At 61.0% G+C, this 21,910-nt stretch carries 23 protein-coding genes; 8 read left to right on the top strand and 15 right to left on the bottom strand.

Going from position 1 to position 21,910, the window contains the following annotated elements; all coding sequences use genetic code 11:
- Positions 1 to 35: 35 nt before the first annotated feature.
- From metW to D3879_RS04055, 7 genes are all read right to left on the bottom strand, one after another.
- A complete protein-coding gene (metW, locus tag D3879_RS04090; RefSeq protein WP_119952804.1) occupies positions 36 to 656 on the bottom strand; it encodes a methionine biosynthesis protein MetW in 621 nt (206 codons plus the stop codon).
- Positions 657 to 664: 8 nt separating this feature from the next.
- Positions 665 to 1,804: a homoserine O-succinyltransferase MetX gene (gene metX / locus D3879_RS04085; protein ID WP_119952803.1), complete on the bottom strand. Its 1,140-nt coding sequence runs from the start codon at positions 1,802 to 1,804 to the stop codon at positions 665 to 667.
- A gap of 183 nt (positions 1,805 to 1,987) precedes the next feature.
- Positions 1,988 to 3,970 (bottom strand): dynamin-like GTPase family protein, encoded by a 1,983-nt coding sequence (locus D3879_RS04080; protein ID WP_119952802.1) that lies wholly within the window; start codon positions 3,968 to 3,970, stop codon positions 1,988 to 1,990.
- A 195-nt stretch (positions 3,971 to 4,165) separates the two neighbouring features.
- Entirely contained in the window at positions 4,166 to 4,462 is a 297-nt protein-coding gene (locus D3879_RS04075; RefSeq protein WP_119952801.1) for a DUF167 domain-containing protein, read from the bottom strand.
- Positions 4,462 to 5,052, bottom strand: a complete 591-nt coding sequence (locus D3879_RS04070) for a YggT family protein (RefSeq protein WP_119952800.1) — start codon at positions 5,050 to 5,052, stop codon at positions 4,462 to 4,464. Before D3879_RS04070 ends, D3879_RS04075 begins: the two co-directional genes overlap by 1 nt.
- Before the next feature lie 279 nt (positions 5,053 to 5,331).
- Positions 5,332 to 6,150: a pyrroline-5-carboxylate reductase gene (proC, locus tag D3879_RS04060; RefSeq protein ID WP_119952798.1), complete on the bottom strand. Its 819-nt coding sequence runs from the start codon at positions 6,148 to 6,150 to the stop codon at positions 5,332 to 5,334.
- Between the two features lie 55 nt (positions 6,151 to 6,205).
- Entirely contained in the window at positions 6,206 to 6,889 is a 684-nt protein-coding gene (locus D3879_RS04055) for a YggS family pyridoxal phosphate-dependent enzyme (protein ID WP_119952797.1), read from the bottom strand.
- 328 nt (positions 6,890 to 7,217) lie between these two features.
- Here D3879_RS04055 and pilT point away from each other — a divergent pair, with 328 nt between their 5' ends.
- Together pilT and D3879_RS04040 are read left to right on the top strand one after the other, a co-directional pair.
- Complete coding sequence (gene pilT / locus D3879_RS04045; protein WP_119952795.1) at positions 7,218 to 8,252, top strand: type IV pilus twitching motility protein PilT; 1,035 nt, start codon at positions 7,218 to 7,220, stop codon at positions 8,250 to 8,252.
- Positions 8,253 to 8,384: 132 nt separating this feature from the next.
- Positions 8,385 to 9,530 carry a PilT/PilU family type 4a pilus ATPase gene (locus tag D3879_RS04040; protein WP_119952794.1) on the top strand — a complete coding sequence of 382 codons (1,146 nt, stop codon included), beginning with the start codon at positions 8,385 to 8,387 and terminating at the stop codon, positions 9,528 to 9,530.
- Between the two features lie 74 nt (positions 9,531 to 9,604).
- Here D3879_RS04040 and D3879_RS04035 read toward each other — a convergent pair whose 3' ends face one another.
- Positions 9,605 to 10,201, bottom strand: coding sequence for a C40 family peptidase (locus tag D3879_RS04035; protein ID WP_119952793.1), 597 nt, complete (start codon positions 10,199 to 10,201; stop codon positions 9,605 to 9,607).
- A gap of 288 nt (positions 10,202 to 10,489) precedes the next feature.
- Here D3879_RS04035 and D3879_RS04030 point away from each other — a divergent pair, with 288 nt between their 5' ends.
- The gene (locus D3879_RS04030) at positions 10,490 to 10,891 is read left to right on the top strand and encodes an NINE protein (RefSeq protein ID WP_119952792.1); all 402 of its coding nucleotides are present in this window, start codon (positions 10,490 to 10,492) and stop codon (positions 10,889 to 10,891) included.
- A gap of 53 nt (positions 10,892 to 10,944) precedes the next feature.
- Here the strand turns inward: D3879_RS04030 and D3879_RS04025 are convergent, their stop codons facing one another.
- The 7 genes from D3879_RS04025 to gshB form a co-directional block, all read right to left on the bottom strand.
- Entirely contained in the window at positions 10,945 to 12,216 is a 1,272-nt protein-coding gene (locus tag D3879_RS04025; RefSeq protein ID WP_119952791.1) for a dihydroorotase, read from the bottom strand.
- Positions 12,216 to 13,226 carry an aspartate carbamoyltransferase catalytic subunit gene (locus D3879_RS04020; RefSeq protein WP_119952790.1) on the bottom strand — a complete coding sequence of 337 codons (1,011 nt, stop codon included), beginning with the start codon at positions 13,224 to 13,226 and terminating at the stop codon, positions 12,216 to 12,218. The genes D3879_RS04025 and D3879_RS04020 overlap by 1 nt, the downstream gene beginning before the upstream one ends.
- Before the next feature lie 154 nt (positions 13,227 to 13,380).
- Positions 13,381 to 13,890, bottom strand: a complete 510-nt coding sequence (gene pyrR / locus D3879_RS04015) for a bifunctional pyr operon transcriptional regulator/uracil phosphoribosyltransferase PyrR (protein ID WP_119952789.1) — start codon at positions 13,888 to 13,890, stop codon at positions 13,381 to 13,383.
- Between the two features lie 193 nt (positions 13,891 to 14,083).
- The gene (gene ruvX / locus D3879_RS04010; RefSeq protein WP_119952788.1) at positions 14,084 to 14,539 is read right to left on the bottom strand and encodes a Holliday junction resolvase RuvX; all 456 of its coding nucleotides are present in this window, start codon (positions 14,537 to 14,539) and stop codon (positions 14,084 to 14,086) included.
- A complete protein-coding gene (locus D3879_RS04005) occupies positions 14,539 to 15,108 on the bottom strand; it encodes a YqgE/AlgH family protein (RefSeq protein WP_119952787.1) in 570 nt (189 codons plus the stop codon). Before D3879_RS04005 ends, ruvX begins: the two co-directional genes overlap by 1 nt.
- Positions 15,109 to 15,152: 44 nt before the next feature.
- Positions 15,153 to 16,046, bottom strand: coding sequence for an energy transducer TonB (locus D3879_RS04000; protein WP_119952786.1), 894 nt, complete (start codon positions 16,044 to 16,046; stop codon positions 15,153 to 15,155).
- 179 nt (positions 16,047 to 16,225) lie between these two features.
- Complete coding sequence (gshB, locus tag D3879_RS03995; RefSeq protein WP_119952785.1) at positions 16,226 to 17,179, bottom strand: glutathione synthase; 954 nt, start codon at positions 17,177 to 17,179, stop codon at positions 16,226 to 16,228.
- A gap of 245 nt (positions 17,180 to 17,424) precedes the next feature.
- On the opposite strand from gshB, the gene pilG reads away from it, so the two are divergent.
- The 5 genes from pilG (at position 17,425) to D3879_RS03970 (ending at position 21,889) form a co-directional block, all read left to right on the top strand.
- The gene (gene pilG / locus D3879_RS03990) at positions 17,425 to 17,832 is read left to right on the top strand and encodes a twitching motility response regulator PilG (RefSeq protein ID WP_079203716.1); all 408 of its coding nucleotides are present in this window, start codon (positions 17,425 to 17,427) and stop codon (positions 17,830 to 17,832) included.
- A gap of 46 nt (positions 17,833 to 17,878) precedes the next feature.
- Entirely contained in the window at positions 17,879 to 18,244 is a 366-nt protein-coding gene (gene pilH / locus D3879_RS03985; protein ID WP_108094980.1) for a twitching motility response regulator PilH, read from the top strand.
- Positions 18,245 to 18,290: 46 nt separating this feature from the next.
- Positions 18,291 to 18,827 (top strand): chemotaxis protein CheW, encoded by a 537-nt coding sequence (locus D3879_RS03980; protein ID WP_119952784.1) that lies wholly within the window; start codon positions 18,291 to 18,293, stop codon positions 18,825 to 18,827.
- A gap of 84 nt (positions 18,828 to 18,911) precedes the next feature.
- Entirely contained in the window at positions 18,912 to 20,960 is a 2,049-nt protein-coding gene (locus D3879_RS03975; RefSeq protein ID WP_119952783.1) for a methyl-accepting chemotaxis protein, read from the top strand.
- Positions 20,961 to 21,022: 62 nt separating this feature from the next.
- Entirely contained in the window at positions 21,023 to 21,889 is an 867-nt protein-coding gene (locus D3879_RS03970; RefSeq protein WP_119954881.1) for a CheR family methyltransferase, read from the top strand.
- The last annotated feature ends 21 nt before the right edge of the window (positions 21,890 to 21,910 follow it).

Genomic DNA, 21,910 nt, shown 5'->3' with positions numbered 1-21,910 from the left:
TCTCCTTAAAATATGGGCCTCAGGGCGGCAGGCGGTTAAACGGCGATACGGTGATCCAGCACGCCGGGGCCGCTGACGCGATAGATGCCGATCTCACCTAATAGATTAGGCCAAACCCGGCTAGTCCAGCCGTGTCTGTGCTGGTGATCCACCGCCAGGCGGTCGAGTACGCGCACCTTGCGCTCGCGGCACAGCGCCTCGAAGTCCTGGAAGGTGCAGAAGTGGATGTTCGGCGTGTTGTACCAGGTGTACGGCAGGAACTCGGAAACCGGCATCCGGCCTTTGCTGGCCAAGTACCAGCGGCAGCGCCAATGGCCAAAGTTGGGGAAGGTAATGATGCACTGGCGACCGACTCGCAGCATCTCTTCGAGGATCTTGTCCGGGTATTGCACGGCCTGCAGAGCTTGGGTCATCACCACCACATCGAAGCTGTTGCTGGCGAAGTTGCCGAGGCCCTTGTCCAGGTCCTGCTCGATGACGTTGACGCCCTTGCTCACGCACTCGGCGATATTCTCCGGGTCGATTTCCAGGCCGTAGCCGCTGACTTGCTTGTGGTCACGCAGCCAGGCGAGCAGCTCGCCATTGCCGCAACCGAGGTCGAGCACCCGGCTGCCGGCGGGTATCCAGTCTTGGATGATTTCCAGATCGGCTCTCACGTGAATCCTTAGATGCTGATGCGGTGCATGTAACCGCCGAAGGCTTGCAGGTAGCGCGGAATCGGCATGAGGAAGGCGTCATGCCCTTGCGGCGCATCGACTTCCAGGTAGCAGACGTTCTTGCGCGCGGCCATCAGCGCGTCGACGATTTCTCGCGAACGTGCCGGCGAGAAGCGCCAGTCGGTGGTGAAGGAGATCACGCAGAAGTCTGCCTTGACGCCTGCCAGGGTCTTGGCCAGGTTGCCGTCATGTGCCGCAGCCGGGTCGAAGTAGTCCAGCGCCTTGGTCATCAGCAGGTAGGTGTTGGCGTCGAAGCGCCCGGAAAACTCCTCGCCTTGGTAGCGCAGGTAGCTTTCGACCTGGAATTCCACGCTATGGAAGTCGTAGTTGAGCTTCTCGCTCTTCAGTCCGCGGCCGAATTTCTCGCCCATGGCATCATCCGACAGGTAGGTGATGTGGCCGACCATGCGCGCCAGCATCAGCCCGCGCTTGGGGATCACGCCCTGTTCCTGGAAGTGCCCGCCGTGGAACTCCGGATCGGAGAGGATCGCCTGGCGTGCCACTTCGTTGAAGGCGATGTTCTGTGCCGACAGTTTCGGTGCCGAAGCGATCGCCAGGCAGTGGCGAATTCGCTCAGGGTAGCTGATGGCCCATTGCATGGCCTGCATGCCGCCGAGGCTGCCGCCGACCACCGCGGCCCATTGCGCGATGCCGAGCCGGTCGGCCAAGAGCGCCTGGCTATGCACCCAATCTTCCACGGTCAGTACCGGGAAGTCCGCGCCGTAAGGCTTGCCGCTGGCCGGGTTAATACTGGAGGGGCCGGTCGAGCCGTTGCAGCCGCCGAGGTTGTTGAGGCTGACGACGAAGAATTTGCCGGTGTCGATGACCTTGCCGGGGCCAATGCAGCTGTCCCACCAGCCGGGTTTGCGCTCGTCCACGCTGTGGTAGCCGGCGGCGTGGTGGTGACCGGAGAGGGCGTGGCAGATCAGTACCGCGTTGCTGCGCGCAGCGTTAAGTTCGCCGTAGGTCTCGTAGACCAACTGGTAGTCGGCCAGGCTGCGGCCACAGGCCAGCGCCAGTGGTTCGGCAAAGTGCGCGACCTGGGGCGTGATCAGACCGACGGAGTCTTCGGGAAAGGCGGTGGGCATCGACCCTGCTCTCGCTGAAAGGAGGCGTCAGTCTAAAGAGCACCGCCCCAGGCGGCAAGCGCACGGGGCGGTAGGTAACACCTTGAAATGCCGGGCCCGGGAGTCTGTCGGACTTAACACTGTCCTGCTGCGAAAGTCTGCGCCCGCCAGGCTCCTAGTATCGCGACAAAGTTTGCTTCGGGCTCAATCGGCCGTGCCTTGTTGGCGGTTGGAGAGTGGTAGCGTGACCACCTTGGCCCGGCGTTGGATCGGTGCGGGGCGGCGCAAGGTGCGCAGCATCTCGTTGGCCTGGCTCAGCTGCTGTTCCAGTTCCTGGGTATAGCGTTGCATTTGCTGGCTGCGCAGGCGTGCCTGCTGGGTGTTTTGGGCTAGCGCCTTGAGCCGCAGCATGTGGGTTTCCAGCAGTTGCTTGTGCTCCAGAGTGTGCTGCATCAGTGGCATCAGCGCATCGCTGGCCCATTGCTCGGTCTCCTGGCGCAGGCGTTGGTGCAGGCCGATGACTTCCTGCACCAGGGTGGCGAAGAAGCGCCGGGTCAGGGTGCGTTGCTCGGTCAGCAGGGTCTTCAGGTGTAGACGGAACTGATCGGCCTTACCCTGCTGTTGTTTCAGTTCGCGCAGGTAGCGTTTGACGTTGAACTGCGGCGCGTCCACACCGTGCAGCGGGTTCTCTTCGTTATGTCGACGGTAGATGGCGGCGACCATGGTGTTGGCCATCTCGGCTTCTTGCTCGAGGTTGTGCAGATCGTGCTCTATCGAACGGAAGAAATGCAGAATGGCCTGGTTGATGCCGAGGGTGGTCCAACTACCGGTGAGGTTCTTGCGCACCTTGTGCAGGTGTTCTTCCAGGCGCTCGGGGTTCGCAGCGGTACGCAGCAGATCGCCCTGGCGCTTGAGCAGGCGTTGGTTGGTCTTCAGCCCGAGCAGGCGCCGATGGTGCTGGCCGTGATCGTCCTTGGTCTTGGCGGTCAGTTCGAACAGCAATTGGCCGTTGTCCTGCTGGTGGTTGGCCAGCAGGGTTTGTTGCTCGCGGACTTTTTCCAGGCGCAGATTGAGCAGGTGTTGACTGTTTTGCAGCAGCGCCAGCACCTGATTGACCACGCGCTCTTCGAGCAGGCGTTCCTTCTGCGCGACAATGCGCTCGCACAGCAGGTTTTCCAGGTCGCCCAGTTGGCTGCGGCTAAGCAGCTCTTGATCCTTGCGGACTTTGGCCAGCAGGGCCTGCTTGGCCGACAGTGGCAGCACATCCTCGCGGGCGATGCCGAGCTGTTTGGCGGTCGCCGCCTGGATCTGTTGGATGGCCTTCTGCACGAAGGCTTCGCCGGCCAGGTCGTCCCACAGTACGTCGATCTTGTTCAGTACGGCGAACAGGCTGGTCTGGGTGTCCTCGTCGAGCTGATGGATGTGCGTCTGCCAGACGGCCATGTCACTGGCAGTCACCCCGGTATCGGCGGACAGCAGAAAAATGATTGCCTGGGCGCTGGGCAGCATCGACAGGGTCAGCTCGGGTTCGCTGCCGAGGGCGTTCAAACCAGGGGTGTCGAGGATGCGCAGGCCTTGGCGCAGCAGCGGGTGGTCGAAGTTGACGATGGCGTGGCGCCAGGCGGGCACCAACACCTGGTCGGGTTTGCCGGCGCTTTCCAGCATGTCCGGATGGAAGCCCAGCTGAATCGCCTGTTCCACTGGCATCGGTTTGGTCTTCGCGACTTGGGTGAAGGCCTGCACCATATTGTTCGGGTCGCTGATATCCAGCGGGATATTCACCCAATGCCTGGGAATACGCTTGAACTGTGCGACGCTGGCATCGGCCATGCGCGTTTCGATCGGCAGCAGACGAATATAGGAGCGTTCCGAGCGTGGATCGAAGAACAGCTCGGTCGGGCACATGGTGGTGCGCCCGGCGTGCGACGGCAGCATGCGTTGGCCGTATTCGGAGAAGAACAGGCTGTTGATCAGCTCGGTCTTGCCGCGGGAGAACTCACCGATAAAGGCCAGGGTGATGTGGTCGGTGCGCAGCAGGCGCAGTGCGGCCTCAAGCTTGGCTTCCACGGCCTCGGAGGTGAGGCGGTTATTGGCCAGCCAACTGCGATAACGGGTGATCTCGCGCATCAGCTCGCGCTTCCAGGTGACGTAAGCGCTCACTTGTTGACTGAGACGTTCCATGCCCATCCGTGCTCTCCTTTTTGGCAACACATCCTGCGGGGAACTCAGGAAGATCGGTACATATTGGCCGAGCAAGCGACCTGCGCCAGCTGCTGAGCGGTGCTGAACGCAAGGCATATGGCAAGTTGCCACTGAGGCGCATTATGCGGGTCGTGGCGCGTGCGTCAATTGGGTGGGCTCAGCGGCCCGCCTTAAGGTCGGTCAGGGTGACCGGACGGTCACTCCGAGTTCGGGCGGGAGATGCTTGGGGTTGCGGATGCGCACGCGCTTCTGGCGGTTCAGCTCGCCACTTTCCAGGCTGACCTGGCGCTTGGCGACGCCGAAGGCGCTGGCGAGAAAGGCCAGCAAGTGAGCATTGGCCTTGCCTTCCACCGGCGGCGCGGTGAGGCGAATCTTCAACCGCTCACCATGCAGCCCGGCGAATTCGTCGCAACTGGCTTTGGGCTGCAAGTGGCAGTCGAGGATCAGGTCATCGCCATCCCAGCGGTAGAACGGCATCAGATCAGCAGACGTAGCACGTCGGGCATGCCGGTGCCGATCATGAGGTTTTGGATCACCAGCATGTCGATCAGCTTGATGCCGATGAAGGCGAAGATCGGCGAGATATCCAGCCCGCCCATGCTCGGCAGGAAGCGCCGGATCGGCATCAGCATCGGTTCGCAGATTTGATTGACCAGTAGCACGCCCGGATTGTGGCTGCCTTGGGCGACCCAGGAGAGGATCACGCTGATGATCATCGCGAAGAAGAACACTTTCATGAACAGCGCGGTGATCCCAATGACCGACCAGATCAGCAGTTGGAGTGGGTTGCCCATTACCCCGTAAGTCAGCAGCAAGGTCAGCGTCATCAGCAGAAGTTGGAGCAAAATCGCCAGCACCAGTGAAGCAATATCCAGCCCGCCAAAGCCCGGGATGATCTTGCGCAAGGGTTTCAGCAGCGGCTGGGTGGCGCGCACGATGAACTGGCACAGCGGGTTGTAAAAGTCGGCCCGCACCAGTTGCAGAATGAAGCGCAGCAGCACGATCAGCAGGTACAGGCTGCCGATGGTTTGCAGGAGATATACGGCAGCGGTATTCAGTCCGTTCATCATCAGGTCCTAAAGGGGGTGTTCTCAGTTATTTGCCACCCCGCGCCGGAGCCTACTGTTGCGCAGGGCAAGACGCGAGGAGTGTGATTTGGTTGTTCCAAATGAACGACGAGTAACGCAGCCCTGCGCAACGGCAGGCCCGTCCCTTCGGGTTGTGCCTGAAAGCGTGCCATGCTGCGTTGCAGGCCTTGGCAAGGGATGACCATTCCCTGCAGCCTGCGCCTTGCCTGGTACGCTTTCAGGCGACAACGCGGGGTGTGAAATAGCGGAGAGCACCCCCTATTGGCCCAACTGCTCGGCCAGTTCCGCCGAGCGGTGCGCGGCGGCGTTGAGTGCCTGTTCGACCAGGGCTTCAAAGCCACCGGCCTGGAAAGCCTTGATCGCTGCCTCGGTCGTGCCGGCGGGTGAGGTGACGCGGCGGCGCAATTCGGCGGCATCGACATCGCTGCTAACGGCCATGCGCGCAGCACCCAACGCCGTTTGCAGGGTTAGCTGGACGGCCGTGGCGCGCGGCAGGCCGAGCTTCTCGCCCGCCGCAGTCATCGCCTCGATCAGCAGGAAGAAATACGCCGGGCCGCTGCCGGAGACGGCAGTCACCGCGTCGATCAACTGCTCCTCGTCCAGCCACAGCGCCACACCGACCGCCGAGAGCAGTTGCTCGGCCTGCTGGCGCTGCGCTGCGGACACTTGCGCGTTGGCGTACAGGCCGCTGGCGCCTTGGCGCAGCAGTGCCGGGGTGTTCGGCATGCAGCGCACGATTGGCTGGGTACCCAACCAGTTCTGCATACTGGCGCAAGTGATCCCGGCGGCGATGGAGACGATCAATTGCTTGCCGCTGAGGCTCGGTGCCAGGGCTTGGCAGACGGTCTTCATGGCTTGTGGCTTGACGGCCAGGACAATCACGTCAGCGCCTTGAATGACCTCGGCGTTATCGGCAACGACTTCAATACCGTGCTCGGCGGCAATCTTGGTGCGTTGCTCGGCGCCTGGGTCGCTGGCACGAATGCTCGCGGCATCCATGCCTTGGGCGCGTAGGCCGCCGATCAGGCTGGCGGCCATATTGCCGGCGCCGATAAAGGCAATGCGGGTATCGCTCATAAAAGGCTTCCTTATTAAGACTGGGGGCGGCCCACGCTAGGGGTTGGCCGACTCATCAGTGGCTGTAGTCGCGGGCACCAAATAGGGCGGTGCCAATCCGCACCCAACTGGCGCCTTCGGCGATCGCGGCTTCCAGATCGTGGCTCATGCCCATGGACAGGGTGTCGAGTTCCAGGTTCAGGCTGGCCTGCAGTTCTCGCACTTGAGCGAAGGCCGCATGCTGTGCCGCGAGATCCTCGGTTGGTTCGGGAATGGCCATCAGGCCGCGCAGTTTAAGCCGGGGCAGCTTCGCGACCGCGGCCGCTAGCGCCGGTAAATCCTCTGGAGCACAGCCGGACTTGCTCGCCTCGCCGCTGACATTAACTTGCAAACAGATATTCAGTGGCGGTAGCTGTGGTGGGCGCTGTTCAGACAGACGTTGGGCAATCTTGAGTCGATCGACCGAATGTACCCAGCTGAAATGCTCGGCTATAGCTTTGGTCTTATTCGACTGAATGGGGCCGATGAAATGCCAAATCAAGGGCAAGTCGTTCAGCTCGGCCTGTTTGCTCAGGGCCTCCTGCAAGTAGTTTTCACCAAAGTCATGCACGCCTGCCGCGCAGGCTTCACGGATGGCTTGCGCCGGTTTGGTTTTGCTCACTGCCAATAGGCCAATCGTCGCGTAATCACGCTGCGAGGCTTGCGCCGCCTCACGGATCCGCTCACCGACCTTTGCAATATTCTCTGCTATCGTGGACATTACCTGCGCCAGCCGCCTAGGGTCTGCGGCATTTTAGGCTCTGTCGATGTATTTTCATACGCCGCGACGGAGGCTGTCCTGTCGCAGGGCAAGGTGCGAGGAGTGTGGTTTGGTTATTCCAAATGAGCGACGAGTAACGCAGTCCTGCGACAGGACAGCACCGTCCCTTCGGGTTGCGCAGCAAAACCCGCCAAGCGGTGTTGCGGGACTTGTCGAGGGAATGCCATCGCCTGCGTCCCGCGCCTAGCCTGGCGGGTTTTGCTGCGGCAACGCGGCGCATGAAAATACATCAACAGAGCCTTTTGCTTGCTTGTCATTGGGGAGTTCCATGGATATCACTGAGCTGCTTGCCTTCAGCGCCAAGCAAGGCGCTTCAGACCTGCACCTCTCTGCTGGTTTGCCGCCGATGATTCGGGTCGACGGCGATGTGCGGCGGATCAATCTACCCGCTCTGGATCATAAGCAGGTGCATGCGCTGATCTACGACATCATGAATGACAAGCAGCGTAAGGATTTCGAGGAGTTTCTCGAGACCGACTTCTCCTTCGAAGTCCCTGGCGTCGCGCGGTTCCGGGTCAACGCCTTCAACCAGAACCGCGGTTCCGGTGCGGTCTTCCGGACCATTCCATCCAAGGTGCTGTCCATGGAAGACCTGGGCATGGGCGAGATCTTCAAGAAGATCTCCGATGTGCCGCGAGGCCTGGTATTGGTCACCGGGCCGACCGGTTCGGGCAAGTCGACCACGCTGGCGGCGATGCTCGACTATATAAACAGCAACAAATACCACCACATTCTCACCGTTGAAGACCCGATCGAATTCGTTCACGAATCGAAAAAGTGTCTGATCAACCAGCGGGAAGTGCATCGCGATACCCTCGGCTTCTCCGAAGCGCTACGTTCGGCACTGCGGGAAGACCCGGACATCATCCTGGTCGGTGAGATGCGCGACCTGGAAACCATCCGTCTGGCGCTGACCGCGGCGGAAACCGGGCACCTGGTGTTCGGCACCCTGCACACGACTTCGGCGGCCAAGACCATCGACCGGGTGGTCGACGTGTTCCCGGCGGAAGAGAAGTCCATGGTCCGCTCCATGTTGTCCGAGTCGCTGCAGTCGGTGATCTCGCAAACCCTGATCAAAAAGGTCGGCGGCGGTCGAGTGGCCGCGCACGAGATCATGATCGGCACCCCGGCGATCCGTAACCTGATCCGCGAAGACAAAGTCGCGCAGATGTATTCGGCGATCCAGACGGGGGGCTCGCTGGGCATGCAGACCCTCGACTCCTGCCTCAAGGGCTTGGTGGCCAAGGGCTTGATCACCCGCGAAAACGCTCGCGAAAAATCCAAAACCCCTGAGAATTTCTGATCCGTATCCGCCCCGCCATGTGGTGGGGCGGGTTACGTCGGTTGCGGTACACGCTCGCAATCGACTCGCCCTTTGGGCTGGCGGTAACTGCAATGCTGCCGTGAGTGAGTCGCGTGATAGGCGAGAGAGTCCATGGAATTCGAAAAACTGCTGCGTTTGATGGTGGAAAAGGGTGGCTCTGACCTGTTTATTACGGCGGGTGTGCCGCCGTCGATGAAGGTCAATGGCAAGATCATGCCAATCACCAAGAACCCGATGTCGCCCGAGCAGACCCGTGAAACCGTGCATGCGGTGATGAACGAGCAGCAGCGCCGGGACTTTGCCGAAAACCATGAATGCAACTTCGCCATCAGTGCGCGTGGTGTCGGCCGCTTCCGGGTCAGTGCCTTCTACCAGCGCAACCTGGCGGGGATGGTGCTGCGGCGCATCGAGACCAATATTCCGACTCTGGAAGACCTCAAGCTGCCGGAAGTGCTGAAGAAGCTGGCGCTGACCAAGCGTGGGCTGGTGTTGTTCGTCGGCGCGACCGGTACCGGTAAGTCGACCTCGCTGGCGGCGATGATCGGTTACCGCAACAAGAACAGCAGCGGCCACATCATCTCCATCGAAGATCCGATCGAATACATCCATCAGCACCAGAGCTGCATCGTCACTCAGCGCGAAGTGGGGATCGATACCGAGTCCTTCGAGGTGGCGCTGAAGAACACCCTGCGTCAGGCCCCCGATGTGATCCTGATCGGTGAGGTGCGCACCCGCGAGACCATGGATCACGCCGTGGCGTTCGCCGAAACCGGCCACTTGTGCCTGGCCACCTTGCACGCCAACAACGCCAACCAAGCGCTGGATCGGATCATCAACTTCTTCCCGGCCGACCGGCAGCAGCAGGTGTGGATGGACTTGTCGCTGAACCTCAAGGCCATCGTCGCCCAGCAGCTGGTGCCAACCCCAGATGGCAAGGGCCGGCGCGCGGTGATCGAAGTGCTGATCAACACGCCGCTAGCGGCCGACTTGATCCGCAAAGGTGAGGTGCATGAGCTGAAAGCCTTGATGAAGCGCTCCACCGAACTGGGCATGCAGACCTTCGATCAGGCGCTCTATCAGCTGTATACCCAAGGCGAGATCACCTATGAAGATGCGCTGGCCTACGCCGACTCGGCCAACGACCTGCGCTTGATGATCAAGCTCGGTTCGGAGACCGATGGCGAGCATCTGACCACTATCTCTCAGGGCTTGGCGCTGGAAACCAGCGAGGAAGATACCGGCCGGCGTTTCCGCTAAACCGCCGGTTAATCCGCTGGCGCGCGGGGTTTGCTTTTCGCGTTGGCTGCCGCAGGGCTTGGCCTGGGGCGCTCTCAGCGCTGACTGAGGCGCAGCTGTGAGCCGCTGGCGGTCTCGGTGTTCGGCAGCACGCGCTTGGCCAGCACGTAATGGCGTTTCCAGTACGGTTTGTTCAGGGTGTCGATGGTGACGTTTTTGCCGCGGCGTGGCGCATGGATAAAGCGGTCGTTGCCGAGGTAGATCGCGACATGGTTGACCTTGCGGCTTCTGATATTGAAGAACAACAGGTCACCCGGCTCGAGCTGGTCCCTCGCAACTTTTTGCCCGTCGGCGCGCGACATGGCGTTAGACGTGCGGGGAAGATCCACCTCGTCGATATCACCGAAGGCGTATTTGACCAGGCCGCTGCAGTCGAAGCCTTTTTCCGGCGTGCTGCCACCCCAGCGATAGCGTATGCCGAGCGCGTTTACTGCGCGGCTCAAGACATTGCTGCTGTGCTCGGCCGCCACCGCCGAGGGGGACGGGTTGGGCGTGCTGCGGCTGCTGGCGGAATACGCTTTTACCGTGTGTCCGGTGGAGCCGACAGGCAGCGGCTGATAGCGGTTAGTCGCTTGTGCGGCGAGCGGCAAAGAAAGGCAAATGGCTAGCCATGTCAGGTAAATCGAACGCATTTGGCAGGGCTCTTGGTTGGAAGCGCGCAACTTTATAACAGCTTTTTTGCACATTTTTTAACCATTGGTCGATTGGAACTCATGCGCAGCAGCCAAGTAGGTGCGACAAAATGCCGCTTTCAACTGTGTTTTTAGTGATGAGACCTGCGTCTGCGATTGGCAGAATGGCAGTTGGGATGCGCTCAATTAGCCCGCGTTAAGCCGCCAGTTGTAGGCTTTCCAGCACCGATAAAATCTGCGTTGGGTTCAGCGCTCAAAACAGCATCAGTCACCTGCCAGGAGGCAATCATGGACGTACGTCAGGACACCCACAGTAAGGTCATCGGTTATCTGTTGTGGATCTTCGGTTTCCTCGGAGCGCACCGCTTCTATTACGGCAAACCGGTGACCGGGACCATCTGGTTCTTCACCCTCGGCCTGTTGTTCATCGGCTGGATCATCGACCTGTTCCTGATCCCTTCGATGGATCGCGAGGCGGATCTGCGTTTCAACGCCGGTGAGACGGACTACAACGTCGCCTGGATTCTGCTGACCTTCCTCGGTGTATTCGGTGTGCACCGGATGTATCAGGGCAAGTGGATCACTGGGATCATCTATCTATTCACCGGCGGGCTGTTCCTGATCGGCGTGCTCTACGATTTCTGGACGCTGAACGAGCAGGTCTCAGTGCGCAACGTCCAGCGCGTCTAAACCGACCGTGCAGAAAAAAGCCCGCCAATCGGCGGGCTTTTTCGTGGCTGCGATCAGGCTTGGTAGCTGATATGCCCATCCACCAAGGTGTAGCGCACGGAACCCGGCAGGCAGTGGCCGATGAACGGGCAGTTCTCACCCTTGGAGTACCAGGTTTCACCGGCTAGGGTCGAAGCCTGTGGGTCGAATAGCACCAGGTCAGCGGGCTGCCCGACCGACAGTCGGCCCGCGGGCAGGCGTAGAGCCTGGGCGGGGCCGGTGCTGAGGCGGGTCAGCAGGGTTGGCAGATCCAGGAAGCCGTCCTGTACCAGGCTCAGTGCCAGCGGTAGCAGCAGTTCGACGCTGCTGATGCCGGGCTCGGTGGCGCCGAACGGCGCCAGCTTGGCGTCGGCTTCATGGGGCTGGTGATGGCTGGCGATAGCCTGGATCACCCCGGACTTTACGGCGGCGCGCAGACCGTCGCGGTCGGCGACGGTGCGCAGCGGCGGCTGCACGTGGTAGAGGCTGGAGAAGTCGATCAGCGCCTCGTCCGTGAGAATAAGCTGGTACAGCGCGACATCCGCAGTGACCGGTAGGCCGCGAGCTTGCGCCTCGGCGATCAGTTGGGCACCACGCGCGCTGGTCAGTTGGCTGAAGTGTGCGCGCACGCCAGTTTGCTCGACCAACAGCAGGTCGCGGGCCAAGGCGACGGTCTCGGCGCTTTCCGGGATGCCCGGCAGGCCAAGAAAGCTGGCGGTCGCCCCTTCGTGGGCCAGACCACCTTCGGCCAGGTCGTGATCTTGCGAGTGGAATACCACGGTCAGGTCGAAGGTCGCCGCGTATTCCAAGGCGCGTCGCAGGGTGCGGTTATTGTTGAAGCTGTCCAGACCATTGCCGAACGCCACGCAACCGGCATCGCGCAGGGCGACCAATTCGGCCAGCTGCTCGCCGGCCAAGCCTTTGCTTAGTGCGCCGATCGGGAAGACCTTGGTGTGGCCGGCGGCGCGGGCGCGGTCGAGAATCAGTTCGGCGACGGCTGGCGTATCCAGAATCGGGCGAGTGAACGGCGGGCAGCACAGGCTGGTAATGCCGCCGGCCGCTGCGGCGAGGGTCTCGCTGGCGATGCTGCCTTTGCGACTATAGCCAGGCTCACGCAGCGCGACACTGAGATCGACCAGGCCTGGTGCGGCGACCAGGCCTTGCGCGTCGAGACTCTGCTCGACCACGAAGTCGGCTGGCGCCTGACCAATTGCGGCGATTTTACCGTCTTGCAGGTACAGGTCGCTGAGTTGATCCAGGCCGCTGGCCGGGTCGATCACGCGGGCGCCGAGGATAACGATGCGCATCAGTTTTGCTCCTCGGAGTCTTGATTCATTTGGCGCTGGGTGTTCTGTCCGCTCATGGCCATGGACAGCACCGCCATGCGGATGGCGATGCCATAGGTGACTTGATTGAGGATCACCGACTGCGGGCCGTCGGCCACCGCCGACTCGATCTCCACACCGCGGTTGATGGGCCCGGGGTGCATGACCAGTGCATCCGGTTTGGCCAGCTTCAAGCGCTCGCTGGTCAGGCCGTAGAGGCGGTAGAACTCGCCCTCGCTGGGCAGCAGGCCGCCGGTCATGCGTTCCCGCTGCAGGCGCAGCATGATGACCACGTCGACGTCCTTCAGGCCTTCGGCGAGGTCGGTGAACACGCGCACGCCGTATTGCTCGATACCGACCGGCAGCAGGGTTTTCGGCGCGATCACACGGATGTCCGGGCAGCCGAGAGTCTTCAGCGCCAGCATGTTCGAGCGCGCCACCCGCGAATGTAGGATGTCGCCGACGATAGCCACCGAGAGGTTTTCAAAACCGCCCTTGTGCCGGCGGATGGTCAGCATGTCGAGCATGCCCTGGGTCGGGTGCGCATGGCGGCCATCGCCACCGTTGATGATCGCCCTGTTTGGGCACACATGCTCGGCGATAAAGTGTGCGGCGCCGGAGTCTGCGTGGCGCACCACGAAAATGTCGGCGGCCATCGCTTCCAGGTTGCGCAGGGTATCGAGTAGCGTCTCGCCCTTGCTGGTCGATGAGGTGGAGACGTTCAGCGTGATCACGTCCGCGGACAGCCGCTGGGCGGCCAGCTCGAAGGTGGTGCGGGTGCGCGTGGAGTTCTCGAAGAACACGTTGCACACGGTCTTGCCGCGTAGCAGTGGGACTTTTTTTACCGCGCGGGCGCCGACCTCGAGGAACGAGTCGGCGGTATCGAGGATTTCGGTCAACAGCTCACGAGGTAGACCGTCGAGCGTGAGGAAGTGGCGTAGCTGGCCCTGATCGTTGAGCTGCAGCGGGCGCTTGGCATCGGTCGGTGTCATCGCGGGGTTCTCAAAGCTGTTAGCAAAGTATCTGCGCTCGGTGATGCTGCGTTAAAAATGGCTTCGGACTGCTCATTTACAGCTTGTAAACTCCGCGTCCTTAGCCATTTTCGCCTTGCCTGACCTTCGCTCGACTACGTTGCAAACAGCGTTTTCAGTTGGCGGCGGGGGGCTGCTGCTCAAGGGTGAGCGGCGCGGGGCCGAGTAATTTTACCCGCTCGGTAGGGGCGAGCGACAGTATGGCGCCGACCACATCCGGACGAATCGGCAACTCGCGCGCACAAAGGTCGAGCAGGCAGACCAGCGTCACGCTGGCAGGGCGGCCGTAGTCGAACAGTTCATTGAGGGCGGCGCGGACGGTTCGGCCGCTCATCAGCACGTCGTCGACCAGCACCAGATGCTGGCCTTCGATCTCGAACGGCAGTTCCGAGGGTCGCACTTGCGGGTGCAGGCCGCTCTGGGTGAAGTCATCGCGATAGAAGGATACGTCGAGAATCCCCAGCACATCGCTGCGCCCGAGGGCTTGCAGCAGAGCCTGAGCCACCCAGACGCCGCCGGTGTGAATGCCGATAAAGCGCGGCTCGGTGATGTTGCGGCTGGCCAGGTGGGTGTTCAGCGCAGCAGCCATCTGCGGCAGCAGCTCGGCAGGGTTGGGCAGGCTCATGGTGTCTCCTCGTGGGCCGCAATGGCGTGCAGTGGCGCGTCTCAGACGTTAGTGGCCTGTGTGGCTAGTTCAATTAGTCAATTTCGGCGCCTGAAGCCCCGATGCTGCGTTGCCGCTCCTTGCCGTAGCCCGGCTATGACCCGTCGCGGCGCCTTGTCTCAGAGCTCCAGGCATCCGAACTTGAGTTAACCGGCTAGCCGTGCAGGCCACTAGTGTGCTCGGCCAGCCAGCCTTCCAGTAGCAGGGCGGCAGCCAGGGCGTCGACCGGGTTTTCCCGATAGCCACCGCGTTGGCCTTGGCTCAACCGTTCGCCTTTTGCGGCATAAGTAGTCAGGCGTTCGTCGTGGGTGTGTACCGGCAGGTTGAAGCGGCCATTCAGGCGGCGCGCGAACTTTTCCGCGCGCTCGCTCATCTCGCTGGGCGTGCCGTCCATGTTCAGCGGCAGGCCGACGACTATGGCGTCGGGCTGCCATTCACGGATCAGTGCCTCGACTTTCAGCCAGTCGGGTACGCCGTTCTGCGCCTTCAATACGCACAGCTCTCGGGCCTGGCCGGTAATCGCCTGGCCAACGGCGACGCCAATCTGTTTGGTGCCGTAATCGAAACCGAGCAGGAGGCGCAGCGGCTTGTCGGAGAGGGGCGCGGCCATTAGGCGTGCCCGGCCTGGGAAGTCAGCAAGCTGAGGTTGATGCCCAGGCGCTCTGCCGCGGCATTCAGGCGTTGGTCGTAGGGCAGGTCAAAGAGAATGCGTGGGTCGGCTGGGCAGGTCAGCCAGACGTTATTGATCAGTTCGCTCTCCAGCTGTCCGGCTTCCCAGCCCGCGTAGCCCAGGGTGATCAGGTATTTTTCCGGGCCTGTGCCGTCGGCAATCGCGAACAGCGCATCCTGCGAGGTCGATAGCGCAAGTTCGCCCAGCTCCAGGGTGGCCTGGAACTGTTGTCCGGCGGGGTGCAGGACAAAGCCTCGGTCGGTTTGCACCGGACCGCCGGAAAAGATCGGCAGGCTCTGGCAGCGGAGCGGTGGAGGGCTGTCCGGGCGCAGTTGTTCGAGCACGTCGGCAAGGCTCAAGCCGCTGGGCCGGTTGATCATCAGGCCCATGGCGCCTTGGGCGTTGTGCTCGACGATGTAGCTGACAGTCTGCGCGAAATGCGGATCGGCCATGTGCGGCATGGCAATCAGGAGGTGATGCTTGAGGTAGCTCGGGCTGGCGTCTTTCATGAGTAATAGTGTGGCCGCTGGGTGGCCGCCCTGACAAGCAGAGCTCACTTGCTCGACAGGCGGTCGCCGCGCTCGAAGCGCCAGGTCCGGATGATTTCCAGGCGATCGATATCCGCCAGATCGCCGGTGAACGGCGAGAATGGAGCGGCCAGGCGGACGATGCGCAAGGCTGCTTGGTCGAGTAGCGGTTGCCCGGAGGATTCCAGCACCTGCACCTCGTACAGGCTGCCGTCGCGGTTAATCGAGACTAGCAGCCTCAGGTTGCCGTAAATCTGTTGGCGGCGCGCCTCGTCGGGATAGTTGAGGTTGCCCACCCGCTCGACCTTCTTGCGCCACTCATCCTTATACCAGGCACCTTTGTCGCGCATGGTCGAAGCGGCGTTCAGGCGGTGAATTTTCGGTCTCTTGGCATACAACTGCTGTTCTTGCGCCAGTTCGGCCTCCAGGCTGGAGATTTCGGCGGACAGTTGTGTGCTATCGAACGCCGGTGCTGGGCGAGTTTGCGGTTCTGGCTTGGCTTGTTCGCGCTTGATCGGCGTTTTCTGCGGTTGCGGGGTGCGGGTGGCGACCGCCGCTTTCGGCGCTTCCTGGTGCGTGGTTTGCCGTGGGGCGGCCGGCGGGGTGACGCGTTTGACCTCTTTATCCTGAAATAGCGCCTTCTCGGTCGTCTTCGGTGCGGCTTTGTGCTCCAGGGTGCCACTGCCCTGTTGGTTGTCTTGAGCAAGGTAGTCGGCCTGTTTGGGCTTTTCCTTGCTCTTGAACGTGGACAGAGTGATTTCCAGGGTTTTGCTGATCTGGCTCGGTTCGACCAGGGTGAAGCTGATGCCGAGGATTAGCGCCACATGCAGCACCGCAGCGAGAAACAGGGTAAAGCCCAGCCGATCCGCAGGGCGGACGCCAGCGGAAGACAGTTCAGGCGGGAGGGCGGCTGCGTTCATCGCTCATCGTGGTCAGTTCAGGTTGCCGCGCAGTCTGCCGAGGGCTCGGGAAAAAGTCCATGAAGCACTGCGCGGCTTGGTGAAGTACTGAGCATTTCAGCGTGAGGTTGTGCCGCGCTCGTCCAATACGTTCACGCAAGCCCGGCGTGGCGTCTGCTTAAGTCGTAGCGCGGAGCCGATCAACGCTGGCTCAGCTGCTTGGCAATGGCATCCATCAATTGCTCGCCAATCTTCGTCCCAAAGGCATTGTCGATCTCGCGGATGCAGGTCGGGCTGGTCACGTTGATCTCGGTGAGGTGTTCGCCGATTACATCCAGCCCCACAAATAGCAGGCCTTTCTCGCGCAGCGTTGGGCCGACCTGGGCGGCGATCCAGCGATCGCGCTCGGTCAGGGGGCGCGCCTCGCCACGTCCGCCGGCTGCCAGGTTGCCACGGGTTTCACCGGCAGCCGGGATGCGCGCGAGGCAATAGGGGATCGGCTCGCCGTCAATCATCAGAATGCGCTTGTCACCGTCCTTGATCGCCGGCAGGTAGCCTTGCGCCATGATTTGCTGGGTGCCGTGGGCGGTCAGGGTCTCGAGAATCACCGAGAGGTTGGGGTCGCCTTCGCGATGGCGAAAGATCGAAGAGCCGCCCATGCCCTCTAAGGGTTTGAGAATGATGTCACGTTGCTCTTTGGCAAACTCGCGCAAAATGTCGGCACGGCAGCTGACCAGCGTCGGTGGGGTGCAGTGGGGGAACTGGGTGGCAAACAGCTTCTCATTACAGTCGCGTAGGCTTTGCGGGCGATTGACCACCAGTACGCCGGCGCGCTCGGCCTGCTCCAGTAGATAGGTGCTATAGACGAACTCCATATCGAACGGCGGATCCTTGCGCATCAGGATCACGTCGAGTTCGCTCAGCGAGAGATCGCTTTCAGCGTCCAGTTCGAACCAGTGTTGGGGATCTTCGAAGACTTTGAGTGGGCGCATGCGCGCCCGGGCCTCACCGCCAATTTGGTAAAGATCGTGCTGTTCCATATAAAAGAGAGACCAGCCACGGGCCTGAGCGGCCAGTAGCATGGCCAGCGAGCTGTCCTTCTTGAAGGAAATGCGCGCAATCGGGTCCATGACTATGCCGAGGCGAACGCTCATGGGGGGAATCCTCCGCAAAAGGAATGCGACAGTAAAAAACTGTCGAGGCTAGACTGTGTGGCGCCAGGGTGGCGCTGACGACCTTCCCGGTCAAGGAAAAACCTAGCGCTTCTAAGGCTTATAGATTGCATCTAGAGAGTGTGCTAAAAAGGCCTGCGATTGGGTCGCAGCCCGTCGCTGGTAAGGCCTCAGGCGCACTGAAACGTAGAAAAATAACGACTCACCGAGGCGATGGTAGGGCGAACATGGAACAGCATTCCGAAGGGCTGAGGGTCATGGTGATTGACGATTCGAAGACGATTCGTCGCACTGCGGAAACCCTGCTGAAAAAAGTGGGTTGTGAAGTCATCACCGCGGTAGATGGCTTCGATGCGCTGGCTAAAATCGCCGATACCCATCCCAACATCATCTTTGTCGACATCATGATGCCGCGGCTCGATGGCTATCAGACCTGCGCCCTGATTAAAAATAACAGTGCTTTCAAATCCACCCCGGTGATCATGCTGTCCTCCAAGGATGGTCTGTTCGATAAGGCCAAAGGCCGTATCGTGGGTTCCGATCAGTACCTCACCAAGCCTTTTAGCAAGGAAGAGCTGCTCGGTGCCATTAAGGCCCATGTACCTAACTTCACCCCGGTGGAACAAGCATCCTGACGTCCGACCGCTAAGGCGGTGACGCATCTTCCATATGGGGAACGCCATGGCTCGAATTTTAATTGTTGATGACTCGCCGACCGAGATGTACAAGCTGACCGCCATGCTTGAAAAGCATGGGCATCAGGTACTCAAGGCGGAGAATGGCGCTGATGGCGTGGCTCTAGCTCGCCAGGAAAAGCCCGATGCAGTCCTGATGGATATTGTTATGCCTGGTCTGAATGGCTTTCAGGCAACCCGTCAGCTGACCAAAGATGCGGATACCAATCACATCCCGGTCATCATCGTCACCACCAAAGATCAGGAAACCGATAAGGTCTGGGGTAAGCGCCAAGGTGCGCGTGACTACCTGACCAAGCCGGTGGATGAAGACACGCTGCTGAAAACCTTGAATGCGGTGCTGGCCGGCTGATGCCGTGCTAGTCCGTAGCTAAAAATAAGAAGAAGGCCCTGGCCGCATGTCGGACGTACAGACTCCCTTTCAGCTTCTCCTCGAGATCGACCAACGCTGTCGGCTGCTGGCGGCTGGGCTGCCGTCGCAGCGGGCGGTGGTGCAGACCTGGAGCGGCATTGGCTTTCGCATGGGCGAGCGACTGTTTGTTGCACCCATGGGGGAAGTGGGCGAAGTGCTGCACGAGCCGAGATTTACCTTGCTGCCGGGCGTGAAAAGTTGGGTCAAGGGTGTCGCCAACGTGCGTGGTCGCTTGCTGCCGGTGATGGACCTGTGTGGTTTCTTCGGCAATGAGCTGTCGCCTTTGCGTAAGCAGCGGCGGGTGTTGGTGGTGGATCATCAGGAAGTCTTCGCAGGCCTGACGGTCGATGAAGTGTTTGGCATGCAACACTTCCCTGTGAATAGCTTTTCCGAGCAGCTACCACCGCTCGAAGCGGTCATTCAGCCCTTCATTCACGGGGTCTTCCAGCGCGAACAGCCCTGGCTGGTGTTCAGCCCTCATGCGCTGGCACAGCACCCGGGCTTCCTCGACGTGGCTTTCTAAACATTTTTCGGTTGGGTCGGCGTTGCCGGCCCTTTGGCGTTACATGGGAAACGTAGTGCGGTGGGTCCAGGCGGGGGCCAAAAAATGAAAAAACTAAACGCAGGCAATCTATTGGCTGGGATGCGCAGCAGCACGTTGATCGCGGGGCTTTTCATCGTCCTGATCGTTTCCATCGTGTTGTTGTTCGCCAACTTCGCCTATATCAACACCCAGTCGAACTACGACAAGGAATACATCAGCCACTCCGGTGAGCTGCGTGTGCTCTCCCAGCGGATCGCGAAGAACGCCACGGAAGCGGCGGCGGGTAAGGTCGAGGCCTTCGCCCTGCTGAAAGACGCGCGCAACGACTTCGAGAAACGCTGGGGCTTCCTGGTCAACGGTGACGAGTCGACGGGGCTGCCGTCGGCTCCAGAAGCGGTGCAGACGGAAATGTCCGCCGTGCAACAGGACTGGGACAGCCTGCGGAAGAACTCCGATGCCATCCTCGCCAGCGAACAGACGGTTCTCTCCCTGCACCAGGTCGCCGCGACCCTGGCGGAAACCATTCCGCAGCTGCAGGTCGAGTACGAAGAGGTGGTCGACATTCTCCTCGAAAGCGGTGCGCCGGCCGCCCAGGTTTCGGTCGCCCAGCGTCAATCGCTGTTGGCCGAACGGATCCTTGGTTCGGTGAACAAAGTGCTCGCCGGTGATGAGGACTCGGTGCAGGCCGCCGACATGTTCGGCCGCGATGCCAGCCTGTTCGGCCGCGTACTGAGCGCGATGCTGGAAGGCAATGCGGCGATGAAAATTGCCAAGGTGACCGACCAGGAAGCCCTTGAGCGGCTGGCGGAAATTTCCGAGCTGTTCGAGTTCGTATCCGGTTCGGTGGACGAGATTCTGGAAACTTCGCCAGAGCTGTTTCAGGTTCGTGAGTCTGCCAGCAGCATCTTCAGCGTGTCCCAGACCTTGCTGGACAAAGCCTCGCAACTGGCCAGCGGTTTTGAAAGCCTGGCCGGTGGCCGTTACCTGAATACCGTCGTCGGTTATGTGCTGGGCCTGTTGGCCTTGGCCTCGATTATCTTGATCGGCCTGGTCATGGTGCAGAGCACCCGCAGTCGTCTGGCTGAAACCGCCGAGAAGAACGAGCGTAACCAGGCGGCGATTCTGCGACTGCTGGATGAAATCGCCGACCTCGCCGACGGTGACCTGACGGTAGCGGCAACGGTAACCGAGGACTTCACCGGCGCCATTGCGGACTCGATCAACTACTCGATCGACCAACTGCGTGACCTGGTCGCAACGATCAACCTGACCGCCGTACAAGTGGCAGCGGCCGCCCAGGAGACCCAGGCGACAGCCATGCACCTGGCCGAAGCTTCCGAGCACCAGGCGCAGGAAATTGCCGGCGCTTCCGCGGCGATCAACGAAATGGCCGTGTCGATTGACCAGGTATCGGCGAACGCCTCGGAATCCTCCGCGGTAGCGGAACGTTCGGTAGCCATCGCCAATAAAGGTAACGAGGTGGTGCACAACACCATCACCGGCATGGATAACATCCGGGAGCAGATCCAGGACACCTCGAAGCGGATCAAGCGTCTTGGTGAATCGTCCCAGGAGATCGGTGACATCGTTAGCCTGATTAACGACATTGCCGACCAGACCAACATCCTCGCCCTGAACGCCGCGATCCAGGCCTCCATGGCCGGTGACGCGGGTCGTGGCTTCGCCGTGGTAGCGGACGAGGTACAGCGCCTCGCGGAACGTTCCTCCGCGGCAACCAAGCAGATCGAGGCGCTGGTTAAAACGATTCAGACCGACACCAACGAGGCGGTTATCTCGATGGAGCAAACCACCTCTGAAGTGGTGCGCGGTGCTCGTCTGGCGCAAGACGCCGGTGTGTCACTAGAAGAGATCGAGAAAGTATCCAAGACCCTCGCGGCCTTGATTCAGAACATCTCCAACGCCGCTCGCCAGCAAGCTTCCTCGGCAGGTCATATCTCCAACACCATGAACGTGATTCAGGAGATCACTTCGCAGACCTCCTCGGGGACCACGGCTACCGCCAAGAGCATTGGTAACCTGGCCAAGATGGCCAGCGAGATGCGTCGGTCGGTTTCCGGCTTTACCTTGCCGGAAGCTACGGACCAAGCCTGATCAGGAGAGGTGCGGCGGCCTGAAGAGGTCGCCGCTACGCGACCATGAGCGAGGGGCACGGCATGCAGCCAAGCGGGGCCTGGGCCTTGAAACCCCTGGTCGATATGACTCCGGCAGAATTCCACGACTGGCAAACGTTGTTGGAGGAGCGTACCGGGGTAGTGATCAGCGAACAGCGCCAGGCATTTTTGCAGACCAACCTCAGCGCGCGGATGCGCGAACTGGGTGTGGCTGACTATTCAAGCTACTACCGACAGGTCACCGATGGCCCGCGTGGGGCGGTGGAATGGTCGACCCTGCTGGATCGCCTGACGGTTCAAGAAACCCGGTTTTTCCGCCATCGCCCATCCTTCGAGGTGCTTGAGCATTACCTGAGTGAGCGCCTGGCGCGTGCTAAGGCTGGTGAGCAGCCTTGGGCCTTGTGGAGTGTGGGTTGCTCCAGTGGTGAGGAGCCTTACTCCTTGGCGATCTGTGCCGCCGAAGTGTTGCGTGAAAGTGAACATCCCGCGCAGTTTGGCGTGACCGGTACCGATATCAGTCTGAATGCCCTGAGCAAGGCGCGCGAAGGTCAATACGGCGCGCGCAGGCTCGAGCAAATGGATATGGACCTGAGTGAGCGTTACTTTGAAGCGCAGGCCGATGGACGTTTTAAGGTAATACCGAGTCTGGCTGCGCGAGTGTGTTGCGCCCGACTCAATGTGCTGGAGCTGGCGAAGGCGCCAATGTCCGGCATGGACGTCATTTTCTGTCAGAACTTGCTGATCTATTTTCGTCGCTGGCGTCGCCGCGAGATCCTCAACCGCCTGGCCGAGCGCCTGGCACCGGGTGGTCTGTTGGTAGTTGGCGTCGGTGAAGTGGTCGGTTGGCAGCATCCGGATCTAGAGCCGGTGGCCGACGAGCGAGTGCTGGCTTTTACCCGAAAGGGGTAACGTGCGGTTATGAGTGGAGTT

Source organism: Pseudomonas cavernicola (assembly GCF_003596405.1).
GTDB lineage: Bacteria > Pseudomonadota > Gammaproteobacteria > Pseudomonadales > Pseudomonadaceae > Aquipseudomonas > Aquipseudomonas cavernicola.
Note: the sequence above shows the minus strand (reverse complement) of the source record. Positions and strands in the feature narration are given on the sequence as shown.

Coding starts and splice junctions, on each gene's coding strand:
- D3879_RS03980 (WP_119952784.1), top strand. CDS start 18,291: ATGTCGGACGTACAGACTCCCTTTCAGCTTCTCCTCGAGATCGACCAA.
- metX (WP_119952803.1), bottom strand. CDS start 1,804: ATGCCCACCGCCTTTCCCGAAGACTCCGTCGGTCTGATCACGCCCCAG.
- gshB (WP_119952785.1), bottom strand. CDS start 17,179: ATGAGCGTTCGCCTCGGCATAGTCATGGACCCGATTGCGCGCATTTCC.
- D3879_RS04080 (WP_119952802.1), bottom strand. CDS start 3,970: ATGGGCATGGAACGTCTCAGTCAACAAGTGAGCGCTTACGTCACCTGG.
- D3879_RS04000 (WP_119952786.1), bottom strand. CDS start 16,046: ATGAACGCAGCCGCCCTCCCGCCTGAACTGTCTTCCGCTGGCGTCCGC.
- D3879_RS04075 (WP_119952801.1), bottom strand. CDS start 4,462: ATGCCGTTCTACCGCTGGGATGGCGATGACCTGATCCTCGACTGCCAC.
- pilG (WP_079203716.1), top strand. CDS start 17,425: ATGGAACAGCATTCCGAAGGGCTGAGGGTCATGGTGATTGACGATTCG.
- pyrR (WP_119952789.1), bottom strand. CDS start 13,890: ATGAGCCTGCCCAACCCTGCCGAGCTGCTGCCGCAGATGGCTGCTGCG.
- D3879_RS03970 (WP_119954881.1), top strand. CDS start 21,023: ATGCAGCCAAGCGGGGCCTGGGCCTTGAAACCCCTGGTCGATATGACT.
- D3879_RS04020 (WP_119952790.1), bottom strand. CDS start 13,226: ATGACACCGACCGATGCCAAGCGCCCGCTGCAGCTCAACGATCAGGGC.
- pilH (WP_108094980.1), top strand. CDS start 17,879: ATGGCTCGAATTTTAATTGTTGATGACTCGCCGACCGAGATGTACAAG.
- D3879_RS04055 (WP_119952797.1), bottom strand. CDS start 6,889: ATGTCCACGATAGCAGAGAATATTGCAAAGGTCGGTGAGCGGATCCGT.
- pilT (WP_119952795.1), top strand. CDS start 7,218: ATGGATATCACTGAGCTGCTTGCCTTCAGCGCCAAGCAAGGCGCTTCA.
- D3879_RS04030 (WP_119952792.1), top strand. CDS start 10,490: ATGGACGTACGTCAGGACACCCACAGTAAGGTCATCGGTTATCTGTTG.
- D3879_RS04070 (WP_119952800.1), bottom strand. CDS start 5,052: ATGAACGGACTGAATACCGCTGCCGTATATCTCCTGCAAACCATCGGC.
- D3879_RS04005 (WP_119952787.1), bottom strand. CDS start 15,108: ATGAAAGACGCCAGCCCGAGCTACCTCAAGCATCACCTCCTGATTGCC.
- proC (WP_119952798.1), bottom strand. CDS start 6,150: ATGAGCGATACCCGCATTGCCTTTATCGGCGCCGGCAATATGGCCGCC.
- D3879_RS04040 (WP_119952794.1), top strand. CDS start 8,385: ATGGAATTCGAAAAACTGCTGCGTTTGATGGTGGAAAAGGGTGGCTCT.
- D3879_RS04035 (WP_119952793.1), bottom strand. CDS start 10,201: ATGCGTTCGATTTACCTGACATGGCTAGCCATTTGCCTTTCTTTGCCG.
- ruvX (WP_119952788.1), bottom strand. CDS start 14,539: ATGGCCGCGCCCCTCTCCGACAAGCCGCTGCGCCTCCTGCTCGGTTTC.
- D3879_RS04025 (WP_119952791.1), bottom strand. CDS start 12,216: ATGCGCATCGTTATCCTCGGCGCCCGCGTGATCGACCCGGCCAGCGGC.
- D3879_RS03975 (WP_119952783.1), top strand. CDS start 18,912: ATGAAAAAACTAAACGCAGGCAATCTATTGGCTGGGATGCGCAGCAGC.